The following is a 12,714-nucleotide window of genomic DNA, read 5'->3' as shown; positions in this document are numbered from 1 at the left end:
GCACGTCTGCTTCCGCTTTTCGGACGGGAGTAAACGTGGTCCACTGGTATATGGAGAGTGGATTGATTGTGATCCGTTTGTCTCACTGCCTCATGTTGCACTACGCAGAACTAAGCGAGACTGGCAAGCGTATCAAACTCAAAGAATTCTAGAAACCCGATATGAGTTCTCTCATATTACGAAGAGAGCATCCAGACCGGTTCAGACGACTATTCAGCAAATATATACGTCATTTACGCATGGATGGCTGTATATGGAACTGAATATTTTTATCTCACTAGTTTCGGGAGTATTGTCGGTACCATATTTTAGCAACGCAATCAGTACGCTCAAGATATTTTGGCTGATTCGCTCGGGGACATACACAGAAAAACAGATTACTGACACAGGAGATACAGTCCTATTACGAGGAGACATAACCGTCGACTCACCTCCAGAGGGATCTACCCAGCTATTTCCGGCTTATAATCCAGCAGTAGGAGCATATCTGTGGCGGATCTCACATAGCGATAACCTCTATGTTATCGATCTAAAAGATAGAACGATATCTCGGGCTAAAGTGGGGTACGAGTCCGGAATCGAATGTGGGGAATTCTCGATTACTACCAACGAGGGAACTGCAAAGATCGATCCGACGTGGCTTATCCGCACCCATAATACAATTCCATTATCCGAGGCAACCATCTCAACAATACCAAGAACCATCAGTGTCTCGCCCAGTATGTGGTCGTCGCCATACATCCATCTGACGAGCACCGAGACCGTACATGAGATCGAAGACGTTATCGATCTGATCGAGTCAAAAGGCGACAGAGCACGCCAGTACTACGTCCAGGCAAAGCCCATAGAGAACGGAACAACACTCACAGTATACGGGAACCTTCGTATTGAGGACGGAACTCCAGTACTCTACGGAACTGATGCGTTACCTCTAGCGGTTACGGATCAAGAATCGACGGAATTTCGTCGCTATCTTACGAGGCGGCTAGTAAAATACGGCGTACTTGCACCGCTACTCGTTGTCGTTGCGATCTTCAACTGGTTTGTTATCTGATTTCTACTGTATAGTCGTTTTGAGCCAACCAACGAAGACCGCGATCCCAACACCAACGTTACTGATGTGCCAGAGAAGGGCATCGGCTTGGATGATCTTCTCACCGAGGGCATCCATGTGTGTTAGTAGACCTCTTCTACCTGAAGAAGTTACTTTCCGAAAACGCCCACCGTGTGTAGTATAATCACACCGAGTCCAAATAAAGTGAACCAAACGAATGTATCAAGGCCAAAGAAATCCGGGAGTGGTGATCCACTGAGTTGAACCGCTATTGCAGTGAGTAAGATGGACACGATACCGATCACATTGCCCCGGGTGCGGCGATGTTCTGTACTCATTGTCGCTATAATTCTGTGTAAGCGGTAATAAATCTCCGCTTATATTGCATGACGTGCTGTATCCAGCTCAATTCGAGATCCCGAATATTTTCCACTACCGCTTATACTGCCCACAGGAAGTAAACCGTCCAAACCGGCCAAATTCGAAAATTCGACCTCACTGCCGTCGCATGTTCTACTTCAGTTATCGAACCAATCACGCATCTCGAAACGCGATGAAATCCCAGAAATCAGACTGCACTTCCCCTGTTAGTTCGGAATAGCCGGATTCGATACCGTAATCGAATAGACATCGATTTCTTCACAAAACTTAGGCCTGCAACTCGTTGCAGTAAGCTATGGAACGAAACACTCTCGTTTCCGCCCTCCTCGCGTACACCGTCCTCGCAGCGGGTATAACGGTCGTTCCGCTCGCATACATCTATGGCAAAGCCATCGGCCTGCTGCTGATCGCGTCCCTGTTCGTGTTCTGCTTTCTCCATGCACGGACCGGAAGCGCCCCGACCATGGCGATAGAAGGTGGTGAAGGAAACGACTTCGTAGAAACGGACGCCGCACCATCACAGTTGCACGTCGGGTCCTCGCTCCCCACGAACAACCGAGCGATTCTCACGTTCTACCTCCTCGGCATCGTCCTCTGGAGCCTCGTTGCGACCTTCGCCGTCGTCTGAATGCTGTCGAGTTTTCTCGTCCGTTTTTCCTCCTCGTTCTGCTACGAGAACACCACGGACGCAACGAACTGGAGGCGCGGGGTGAAAGATGTGCGCCTTGCATTCAGTTCCGATGGCGATTACGACGACTCAACGACGTAGCCTCCGGTAACGTGCGTCGAACGAGTCCGGCAACGAGCACGACCAAAAGGAAATAGGAGGAGTTCAAATATTTCAAATCAGTATCGAGAGTAATGCATGAGTCATTGAAAGATGTGGGACTAGCTACGAGGTCACTCTCACTTGCAGTCGGTATTTTGCTCGGCAGCAGGGTGAGCGAACTGTTTGGGTTTGGCTCGGTCTTGAAATTCGTGCTTATGTTCGGCTCGACACTGTTGTCCATGGTCTGCATTTGGTGGCTCCGGCAAATCGCGTATGAGAGCGGATAATCGTTCACGCCGAGTTTTTGTTGTATTCGGACGTCGTCCTCTCGATTTTCGGGGTGATTGGCAGCACTAACTACTGAAACGATGAAAATGAGATCCAACTCGACTCGAACGCCGTTACGACGACTGAACGACGTAGCCGCCGGTGACGCGCAAATCGAAGGAATCCGTCGAGGAGTCGGGGACTGCGACGGTCAGGGAGACGTCGCGGACGAAGGCTCCGTCGCGGGCGTCGTCGTCGGTCAACTCGAACGTGGTTCGGTTCCCCTGCACGGAGAGCCATCCGGTTCCGACGGCGGTGCCGGACACCTCGGCGATCGCTTTCACCTGCTTACCAGAATCCGTCGGGCCGGACACGGAGAACGACTCCAAGGACAGTTCCGGGCCGTCGGTCGAAACCGTGACCGTGGTGTCGAACGTCTCGCGGTAGGTAACTGACCCATCGTCGCCTCCGCCCGTACCGCCACGGCCGCCGTCACCGTCTCCGCCACGACCACCATCATCGCCGCCGCGTCCGCCACCGCTTCCACCGCCACCGCTCCCGCCCTCGCCGGGTTCCTCGGTCAGCAGTTCGACGCCGAGTTCGGATTCGACGGCCGCGATTTTGGAGAAGATGGTCTGGCGCGCGGACCCGGCGAAGAGCAGGCCGACGAGTTCGCCGGTCGAATCGAGGAAGACGGGCGACCCGCTGTCGCCGCCCTTCGACATCGGTCCCGCGATGAGTTGGTCGCGGAGTTTGATGGTGCCCGCGTCGCCGTAGTTCACGCGGACGCTCGCGCCGGTGGCTTTCACGTCGCCGCTCGTAACGCCGGTGGTGCGGCCCGTCTTCGTCACCGTCTGACCCTTGAGCGAGCGGTAGTCCTCGCGGCGGACGCTCGTCGGCCACGAGTCGTCCAACTTGTAGTACTCGGGCGATTCCCGCTCCGGGTCAACGGAGCGGGCCGCGACGTCCACCAGCGCGCCGTCGTCGATGGTAACGTAGCCGCGCAGTTCGCCGGTCTTGTCGTCCGGCATGCTCCCGCCGTCCCTCGGCGATGGCTGGATGACCGGTTCGCCGAACTCTCCTTCGTTCACCCGGGCGTAGACGTGGTTGTTCGAGAGGCGAACGACGTCGCCCTCGGAGACCGACTCGGCCCAGTTCGCGGCGCCGGTGTCGGTCACGCGGGCGGGATACGGCCCGGCGGTCGCGGCCGTCGATTTCGCGTTGATTTCGCTGATACCGCCGACGACCGGTCGATGGCGGTCGTGGCGGCCCGCCTCGGCATCGGGGAGGGGTTCGAGAAAGGCGAGCGCGTCGAACCCGTCGCGTTCGTCGCCGTAGCCCGCGTCTTCGACGCGGACGGTAACGCCGGAGACGCGCTTTTTCACGTTGTCCTCGTCGTCGAGTTCCGCGTCCGGGAGCTTTTGCGAGACGAAGACCGTGAGCGTGTTCGTTTCCTCGTCGTAATCGACGCCGAGGACGTTCTTGCAGTCGAGGAGGTGTTCGAATTCTTGTGTGTGCGTCATGGTTTGGGGGCGTCAGGACAGGTCCGTCTCCAGTAGTTTCACTGCCTGATTCGATGATATTAAGGAGCGAATCGTAATATAGTTGATGGCGCTGGCGTGGTGGCGTTTCCACGGGGAACGACCGACCATAGCGGACGGGAACCACTACGCGACGGCGCGTGCCCTCCGTCATCTCCAAACCGTCGAATACACTCCGCAGTGAGCATTTCTCGGGGTTCGACGACGCGTGCAACTGGGGGTACGCGACCACCTGTAAACCGTTAAGTGTGCCGACGCGCGACGTTCGGATAGAATGAGCGATATCCCGGACGATTTCAAATGTACCATCACCAACTGGGATTACATCTACAGTCTCTGCCGCGACGTGAGCGAGCAGGTGAAAACTTCCGAATTCGAACCGGACGTCATCGTGGCGCTCGCACGCGGCGGGTGGTTCGCCGGGCGATGTATCTGTGATTTCCTCGGCTTGGACGACCTGACGAGCCTCAAGATGGAACACTACGTCGGGGCGGCCCAGAAGTCGAGCGAACCCGAAGTCCGCTACCCCATGCCCGAGGGGAGCGTCGAGGGCAAGGACGTGCTCATCATCGACGACATCGCGGATACGGGCGGGTCCATCAAGCACGCCGCGGAGTACGTCGAGGACCGCGACGCGGGCGAAATCCGAACCGCCACCCTCCAACTGCTCCAGACGAGCGAGTTCGACCCCGACTACATCGGCGAGCGACTGGAGGAGTGGGCGTGGATAGTCTACCCGTGGAACTTCATCGAGGACATGATAGACATCACCAGCGGCGCGCTGGACCGAGCCGACGACGAGGTGTTCACGAAGGACGACATCCGACACTACCTCAACGAGTACCACGACGTGGAGCGAATCCAGATGGAGATCGCCCAACCGGACCGCCTGAGCGAAGTCCTCGAAGAGATGGTTCGGCGAGACGTCCTCTCCCGCGAGGACGACGGCTGGCGACTGCTGGAGAACTCGACCGGCGTGCAGTAGAAACCGTGGACACCATCGACGCACTCGCGGACGCGTTCGCGCTGAAGGACGAACGCCGAACCGGGTGGCAACTCCGGGAGGTTTCGGACCCCGAATCGGTCGCTGGACACACGTGGGGCGTCGCGTTGCTCTGTTTGCAGTACGGGAACGAAGCCGACATCGACACCGACAGGGCGCTCCGCATGGCGCTCGTGCACGACCTCGCGGAGGCGAAAACGGGAGACGTTGCGACGCGCGTGAACGACGCCGACCAGCGGATTTCCGCGGCGGAGAAAGACCGGCGGGAACGAGAAGCCATGGCCGACCTCGCGCCCGCGCTGGACCCCGAAATCCGCAACCTGTGGGAGGAGTACGAAGCCCGCGAGACCCCCGAGTCCGTCTTCGTCAAGGACATGGACCTGGTGAACATGTGCCTGCAAGCGCTCGTCTACGAGCGCGAAGCGCGGTACGACGGCGAGCGGGAGAACGACCGGTTCGACGAGTACGAGGATTTGGACGAATTCTTCGCCACGGCGGAGCCGCGACTCCGAACCGCGATCGGCAAGGAACTGTTCGAGGAAATCGAGACGCGCTACGAGGCCGTTCGGGACGGGACGGACGAATAAGCGGTCCGCAGCCGAGAGGTCCGTTCCCGAGCCAAGAGCGGGGACGATACGGAAGGTCTCCGATATCGCATTTCGGGTCGTATGTCGCGGTATCGTGCGGCACGGACGGGCGAAAAAGGCTCCGAATCCCCGTCCGAACCGAACCCGTGTCGTTTAGGTGGACACCGGGACGAGTACCCGTCATGATAGGCTTCATCGGCGGAAGCGGCATCTACGACGCACTGCCACTCGAAAACACCCGCGAGGAGAACGTGACGACGCCCTTCGGCGAACCCAGCGCGCCCGTCACCATCGGCGAACTCGCCGGGAAGGAAGTCGCCTTCCTGCCCCGCCACGGTCCGAAACACCAGAAGACGCCGACTGAAGCGCCGTATCGGGCGAACATTCACGCGCTGAAGCAACTCGGCGTGGAGCGGATTCTAGCGAGCAACGCGGTCGGCAGCCTCCGCGAGGAACTGCCGCCGCAGACGCTCGTGATTCCCGACCAGATCTTCGACCGGACGAAACACCGAACCCCGACGTTCTTCGGCGACGGCATGGTCGTCCACATGCCCTTCGCGGACCCGTACTGCCCGCACATGGTCTCTCACCTCTCGGAGGCCAGCGGCGAGGCGACCGACGCGGACCACCACTCGGGTGGCACCTACGTCTGTATCGAGGGCCCGCAGTACTCGACCCGCGCGGAGAGCGAGTTCTACCGCGCACAGGGCTTCGAAATCATCGGCATGACTGCTATCCCGGAGGCGAAACTCGCGCGCGAGGCCGAGATGTGCTACGCGACGGTGGCGGGCGTCACGGACTACGACGTGTGGAAGGAGGACAGCGAGGTGACGTTGGAGGAAGTGTTGGAGAACGCGGCGAAGAACGAGGACGCCATCAAGGAGGTCGTCGAGCACGCGATTCGAACCATGCCCGACGAGCGCGAGTGCGACTGTGACCACGCGCTCGAAGGCACCATCAACACCCCGACGGAAGCGATTCCCGAAGAGACGCGCGAGGAAGTGGATCTCCTCGCGGGCGAGTACCTCTGAATCCGAGCCGAACTCGGTAACGAAACCGACGTAGGAAAACGACGAGCTTTTCCAGCGGCCCAGTCCGGTCTTCGACCGTCCCCAGGGCCCCGGTCGGTGGAACGGTTTAACTTCGACGGCGAACGCAGGGGACCTATGGACGAGAACACGCTCACGATGACGCCGGGGCCGACCGCCGTCCCCGAGGACGTTCGAGAAGCGATGGCGCAACCGGCGATGAACCCCGACGTGAATCCCGAGTTCGAATCGTACTACGAAACCCTCCTCGACAAACTGGCGCGGGTGTACGGAACGGACGACGAGATGGTCGTCCTCGGCGGCGAGGGAATCCTCGGGCTGGAAACTGCGGTCGATTCGCTGGTCGCGCCGGGCGACGACGTGCTCTGTCTCGCCAACGGGGTGTACGGCGACGGCTTCGCGGATTTCGTGGAGATGGCGGGCGGCACCCCGGTGGTCCACGAGGCCGACTACAGGGACGCGTTCGACCCGGACGAGGTAGCCGCACGCGTCGAATCGGGCGACTTCGACGCCGCCACGATGGTCCACTGTGAGACGCCGACCGGTCTGCTGAACGAGTTCGACGAGATTCTGGCGACGTTGCAGGAGGCGGGGATTCTAACCATCGTGGACGCCGTGTCGTCGCTCGGCGGCACCGAGGTCCCGGTCGAGAACATCGACGTGTGTCTCGGAGCCTCGCAGAAGTGTTTCAGTTCGCCGCCCGGCCTGACCACCATGTCCGTCAGCGATGCGGCGTGGGAGAAGGTCGAGGAAACCGATCAGAACGGCTTCTACACCAGTCTGGAACCGTGGCAGGACGCCGACTACTCGTTCCTGCCGTACACGCACCTCGTGTCGAACCTGTACGCCCTGGAGGCGTCGCTGGACCGAATTCTCGACGAAGGTCGGGAGAGCGTGTTCGCGCGCCACGAAACGGCGGCCGAACGCTGCCGGGAGCGCGGCGAGGAACTCGGACTCGAACCGTTCCCCGGAACGGAGTCGCTCTGCTCGCCCACCGTCACGGCCTTCGAGATCGAGGGACGTGCGGAGGAAATACAGGAGCGATTGTACGAAGACCACGACGTCCTCGTCGCCACCGGACTCGGTGAGATGGCATCGGACCTCCTCCGAGTCGGTCACATGGGCTACAGCGCCGACGAAACGCGCGTCGAGAAGACGATGGACGCGCTCGAATCGGTGCTCGATTAATCAGCGAGGAGTTCCGGCGGTTCCGCGTCGTCCGTCTCGCGGGCGTCCTGCACCCAGAGGTCGCCGAACAGGTCGTCTTGTTCGAGCACGAGCGTTCCTCTGTGGGCAAGAAACAGTAGAGCGAGGTACGTCATGACCCGCGTCGAACCGACCGTTTCGATTTCGGCGTAGAGCACTTCCGTTCTCCCCGCCTCGTACTGTTCGACCAGCGCACCCCGCACGTCGTCGATGACCGTCTCGATGTCCTCGTCGTGGGTCGTGCCCGTCACCTCCGACTCCGTGGGTTCGTCGTCGAAGCGCATGTCGTCGCCCGAGTGGTAATCGAGCGTCTGGGTTCCGCGCTGGAACCCCTGCGGCGACCCGCTCGTGTCGTAGGTCCGCGACTCCTTCCACCAGGACCCGCGTTCGCGCTCCCGGAGTTCGCGGACGAGTTCGTCCAGCGTCTCAGGCTTGCCACGGGCACTTTTCCGGTCGAGTCGTCGCTCCATCTCGTCTTCGAGCGACGCGACCGGATCGAACCCGTCCGTCTCGTCCATCGACATCGGCGGTTCCCACGGTTCGAGTTCCGCTTCCTCCTCCGGTTCGTCCTCCGAGAGGAGCGCGTCGCTCTTCATCCGAAGGAGTACGCTGGCGTAAAACAGCGCCCGTCCCGAAGTTCTGAGGTCGGTGCCGTCCAACCGGTCGAGGAACTTGTCCGTCACGTCCACGATGTCGATGTCCCACGGCTCGATTTCGCCCTCCTCCGCGAGCTGCACGAGCAGTTCGACCGGTTCCACCTCGTCGTCCGACTCCTCCGTCGGCAGGTCGGAGAGGAGGTCCGACTCCCCCCGCTCCCGGTCTTCGTGACCGGCGATGTCGAGCGGTATGTCGTCGTCTCGGTTTTCCTCCGAAAACTCCTCAGTCATCCGCGGGCACCTCCTGCTCCCCGTCCAACCGGATACCAGTCACGCTGCTCACGTTGTCCCCTTGCATCGTCACGCCGATGGCCCGCTCCGAACGGTCGAGCATCGCGGAGCGATGCGAGACGACGACGAACTGTGCGTCGCCCGCCAGTTCGTGCACCATCTCACCGACGCGTTCGGCGTTCACGGCGTCGAGGAAGGCGTCCACCTCGTCCAGCGCGTAGAACGGCGCGGGGTTGTAGCGCTGGATGGCGAAAATGAACGCGAGCGCGGTCAGCGACTTTTCGCCCCCGCTCATGGCGTCGAGACGCTGGACGGGTTTGTCCGCCGGTTGCGCCTTCATCGTCAGGCCGCCGTCGAAGGGGTCGTCGTCGTTTTCGAGGAACAACTCGCCCGACCCGGCCGACAGGCGAGTGAAGATATCCTGAAAGTGCGCGTCGATGGCGTCGAAAGCCTCCATGAACGTCTCCTTCTTCTGTGATTCGTAGGAGTCGATACGCTCGCGGATGCCGTCGCGCTCTTCCACCAACGTCGCTTTTCGGTCCTTCAGGTCGTCCAACTGCTCGTCCACCTCGTCGTATTCGTCGATGGCGAGCATGTTGACGGGTTCGAGCGCCTCCATCTGTCGAGTGAGTCGGTCGATGTTTTCCTGCACTTCATCGTGGTCCGGCACGTCCTCGGGGTCGTACTCGCCGACCTCCTCCCGGAGTTCGGACACCTCCTCTTCGAGACGACTCGCGCTCCGCTGCAGGCTTTCGAGGCGGTTCTCGACGCCCTCGACCTTCGACTGCTGGGCGTCGCGTTTCGACTTCGCCTCCTGTAGTTCCTCCTTCAACTCGGCGCGTTCGTCCTTGAGTTCGGTCAGTTCCTCTTCGAGTTCCGATACCGCCTCGCGCTTTTCTTCGAGGATTTCCTCTCGCTCCTCGATGTCCGATTCGAGTTCCGAAATCAGCTCTTCCTGCTCGGCTTTTCGGTTCTGTGCGGACTCCACCTCGTCGTGGAGGTCGTCGATGGCGTCCTCGGCGTACTGCTTTTCGAGTTGCAGTTCGTTGAGTTTGCCGTCGAGCGAATCCATTCGGTCCGAAAGCGCGTCGATTTCTTCGTTCACCTCGTCAGCCTCGCTCGTCAACTCGGGAATCTTCGAATCCGCGAGTTCGCTTTCGAGGTCCGCGATGTCCTCCTCGATGGACGCGATGGTTTCGTCGTGGGCCGACACCTCGGCGTCGAGTTCCTCCATCCGCTCGGTGACCGACTCGCGTTCGTCCTGTAGCTCCTCGATTTCGTCCTGGAGCGACCCGATGCGCTCCTCGATGGATTCGAGTTCGGACTCCTTCCGTTCGATGTCGTTCTCGATGCTTCGAACTTGGTCCGTCGCGTCGGTCTGCCGGTCGCGGGCGTCGTCCAACCGCTCCTCGACGCCGTTGATGGACTGTCGAATCGACTGGCGTTCGTCCTCCAACTCGTTGATCTGGCGCGCCACGCGCTCGATTTTCCCCTTGCCGGAGGCAGAAAACGAGTAGCGCGACCCGCTGGTCGAACCGCCGGTCATTGCCCCGCTCTTCTCCACGAGTTCGCCCGAGAGCGTCACGAGGCGGAAGTCGCCCATCAACTCGCGGGCCGTCTCCATGTCCTCCACGACGAGCGTGTCGCCAACGACGTAGGAGAAAACCGAGGCGTACTCCGAATCGAAGTCGATGAGATTGTACGCAAAATCGACCACGCCCGGCGTGTTGGGCAGGGACGGTAGGCGGCGCTTTTGCATCTTCGTGATGGGCAGGAAGGTCGCCCGGCCCGCATTTCGCTGTTTCAAATACTCGATACAGCGCTGTCCGACGCTGTCGTCGTCCACGACGACCTGTGCCAGTCGGCCGCCCGCAGCCGTCTCGCAGGCCGTTGCGTACTGCTGGTTCACGCTTCCGAGTTGTGCCACCGCGCCGTGAACGCCGTCCACCCCGCCGTTCAGAATCGTGGAAACGGCGCGACCGAACGACGAATCGCCGCTCTCGTTGGCCCGCGCATCCAGTTTGGCGTACTCCTGCTGTTTGGACTGTATCTTCCCTTCTACCGCGTCGAGGTCCGACTGAAGTTCGGACTTTTCTTCCTTCAGATCCGACACCACGTCCTCGATTTGCGCCGCGTTTCGCTCGGCTTTCGTCAGTTCGTCGGCCAAATCGCCGAGTTCGGTTTCGAGTTCGGGAATCCGCTCGCGGGCCGACGAGAGTTCGTTTTGCTTCTCGTTCACCGCGTCCGAACGTCGCCGCGCTTCGTCCAGCAGGCGGTCTTTCTCCCGCTGGCGCTCGTTTTTCTCGCTCTTTTCGGCTTCCAGAGCGTCTTTCTTCTCGGCGAGGTCGGCTTTCACCTCGTCGTACTCGGTGTCGACGTTATCTATCTCATCCTCGATTTCGGCGAGTTTCGCTTCCTTGGTTCCGATTTCACCCTTAACCGAGGCCTTCTCGATTTTGATGTCTCGGATGTCGCCGTCCAACTCGTCGACCGTCTCCTGTTTACGGTCGATTTCGACGAACGCCTGCCGTCGCCGGTTTTCCGCGTCCTCGATCTTCTCTTCCGCCGTCTCGATTTTGTCCTCGAGACGGGAAATTTCGCCTTTGACCTCCTCGATTTCGCTCTTGATGGCGAGCTGTTCGTCCTCGCCCTTGCGCTCGATTTCGGCGTTGAGTTCCTCCAGTTGGTCTTCGAGACGGACGACTTTTCCCTGCTTTTCGTCCAGTTCGCGCTGGAGGGAGACGAGTTCCTCCTTTCTGGCGTCGATATCCGTTCGAGTCGCGTCCAAATCCGACCGTTTCTCTTCGAGTTCGGCAGCCTTCAGATAACCTTCGTACTCCTCTTTTTCGTCGCGGAGACCCTGATATTCGAGCGCCGTCTCACGTTCGTCCCGCAACTGGTCGAGCCGGTCTTCTTTCTCCTCGATTCTCAGTTCGGCCTCCTCAACCCGGTCTTTGACCACTTCGAGTTCTTCCAAGGCGGCGTCCCGCTTCGCGTCGAACTCCGCCACACCGGCGATTTCGTCGATGATTTCGCGCCGCTCGTACGGCGTCATGTTGATGATACCGGTCACGTCGCCCTGCATGACGACGTTGTAACCTTCCGGCGTCACACCCGCCTGTGCGAGCAGGTCCTGTATGTCCGAAAGGTTGACCGAGCGGCCGTTCAGATAGTAGTACGAGTAGTAGTTGTCCTCGGTCTGTTTGACCCGGCGCTTGATGGTGATTTCGTCCACGTCTCCGACGTTATCCGTCCCGGCGGCGTTGACGACCTGCGTCCGGTCGAGGGTGCCATCGCTGTTGTCCAGAACGACTTCCACGGATGCTTCGAGCGGTCCGTTGCCCGCCGCCTCGTCACCGTCGTGGCCGGGGTTGTAGATGAGGTCGGTCAGTTTCTCGGCGCGAATGCCGCGCGTTCGGGCCAATCCGAGCGCGAAGAGAACGCTATCGATGATGTTACTCTTCCCGGAGCCGTTCGGGCCGGTCACGACGGTGAAGTCCTCGTAAAACGGGATTTCGGTCTTCCGGCCGAAGCTCTTGAATTTGTCGAGGACGAGCGTTTTGATGTGCATGGATTGCTCGTGGGGTGAGGAGAAGTCCTACGCGACGATGATGTCGTCGCCGAGTCCGGACGACTCCTCTTCTTCTGTGTCGTCCTTGGACTCGTCAGATTTAGCCTCTTCGTCCTGCGCCGATTCCGATTCTGATTCCGATTTCGAGTCCGCGTCCGCCGTTTCCTGTGCCTGCTCCAGTTCGCGGATTCGCTGGTTCGCGTCCACGAGTTCCTCCGTCAGGCCACGAATCGTCGCTTCCAGTTCTTCCATTCGAGATTCGAGTGAGCCGATACGGTCGCGCTGGCTAGTCATATAACGTATGCGTGACGGTTTGCCTATAAATGTGCGTCAGACATGTGGCAGACTCCTGTGAAGTAAATCGCTCCGTCACAACCAATAGGACAGTAGGTCGAGCAC

General features: G+C 59.9%; 10 protein-coding genes. 6 read left to right on the top strand and 4 right to left on the bottom strand.

Annotated elements, in window-relative coordinates; translation table 11 throughout:
- Positions 1-253: 253 nt before the first annotated feature.
- Together B208_RS23910 and B208_RS0113700 are read left to right on the top strand one after the other, a co-directional pair.
- The gene (locus B208_RS23910) at positions 254-1,054 is read left to right on the top strand and encodes a hypothetical protein (protein ID WP_139025503.1); all 801 of its coding nucleotides are present in this window, start codon (positions 254-256) and stop codon (positions 1,052-1,054) included.
- A gap of 676 nt (positions 1,055-1,730) precedes the next feature.
- Complete coding sequence (locus B208_RS0113700; RefSeq protein WP_007979560.1) at positions 1,731-2,063, top strand: hypothetical protein; 333 nt, start codon at positions 1,731-1,733, stop codon at positions 2,061-2,063.
- A 542-nt stretch (positions 2,064-2,605) separates the two neighbouring features.
- On the opposite strand, the gene B208_RS0113690 is transcribed toward B208_RS0113700, so the two are convergent.
- Entirely contained in the window at positions 2,606-3,994 is a 1,389-nt protein-coding gene (locus tag B208_RS0113690; protein ID WP_007979565.1) for a chymotrypsin family serine protease, read from the bottom strand.
- 292 nt (positions 3,995-4,286) lie between these two features.
- Between B208_RS0113690 and B208_RS0113680 the strand changes: the two genes are divergently transcribed.
- The 4 genes from B208_RS0113680 to B208_RS0113665 all read left to right on the top strand — a co-directional run bounded on the left by B208_RS0113680 (position 4,287) and on the right by B208_RS0113665 (position 7,839).
- Positions 4,287-4,997 carry a phosphoribosyltransferase gene (locus B208_RS0113680; protein WP_007979569.1) on the top strand — a complete coding sequence of 237 codons (711 nt, stop codon included), beginning with the start codon at positions 4,287-4,289 and terminating at the stop codon, positions 4,995-4,997.
- A gap of 5 nt (positions 4,998-5,002) precedes the next feature.
- A complete protein-coding gene (locus B208_RS0113675; RefSeq protein WP_018128928.1) occupies positions 5,003-5,602 on the top strand; it encodes an HD domain-containing protein in 600 nt (199 codons plus the stop codon).
- 182 nt (positions 5,603-5,784) lie between these two features.
- The gene (gene mtnP / locus B208_RS0113670) at positions 5,785-6,633 is read left to right on the top strand and encodes an S-methyl-5'-thioadenosine phosphorylase (protein ID WP_007979573.1); all 849 of its coding nucleotides are present in this window, start codon (positions 5,785-5,787) and stop codon (positions 6,631-6,633) included.
- Positions 6,634-6,768: 135 nt separating this feature from the next.
- Positions 6,769-7,839 carry a pyridoxal-phosphate-dependent aminotransferase family protein gene (locus B208_RS0113665; protein ID WP_007979574.1) on the top strand — a complete coding sequence of 357 codons (1,071 nt, stop codon included), beginning with the start codon at positions 6,769-6,771 and terminating at the stop codon, positions 7,837-7,839.
- On the opposite strand, the gene B208_RS0113660 is transcribed toward B208_RS0113665, so the two are convergent.
- Genes B208_RS0113660 through B208_RS0113650 form a run of 3 tightly spaced genes read right to left on the bottom strand, consistent with a single transcriptional unit; the run spans position 7,836 to position 12,609 of the window.
- Positions 7,836-8,744: a segregation and condensation protein A gene (locus tag B208_RS0113660; protein ID WP_007979576.1), complete on the bottom strand. Its 909-nt coding sequence runs from the start codon at positions 8,742-8,744 to the stop codon at positions 7,836-7,838. The two genes, B208_RS0113665 and B208_RS0113660, sit on opposite strands and share 4 nt — an antisense overlap.
- On the bottom strand, positions 8,737-12,315 hold the full coding sequence (smc, locus tag B208_RS0113655; RefSeq protein ID WP_007979578.1) for a chromosome segregation protein SMC: 3,579 nt from the start codon (positions 12,313-12,315) through the stop codon (positions 8,737-8,739). Before smc ends, B208_RS0113660 begins: the two co-directional genes overlap by 8 nt.
- 27 nt (positions 12,316-12,342) lie before the next feature.
- Positions 12,343-12,609, bottom strand: a complete 267-nt coding sequence (locus B208_RS0113650) for a DUF7518 family protein (protein ID WP_232423799.1) — start codon at positions 12,607-12,609, stop codon at positions 12,343-12,345.
- Between the last annotated feature and the right edge of the window lie 105 nt (positions 12,610-12,714).

Origin of the sequence: Haladaptatus paucihalophilus DX253 (genome assembly GCF_000376445.1) — an archaeon.
Lineage (GTDB): Archaea > Halobacteriota > Halobacteria > Halobacteriales > Haladaptataceae > Haladaptatus > Haladaptatus paucihalophilus.
Note: the sequence above shows the minus strand (reverse complement) of the source record. Positions and strands in the feature narration are given on the sequence as shown.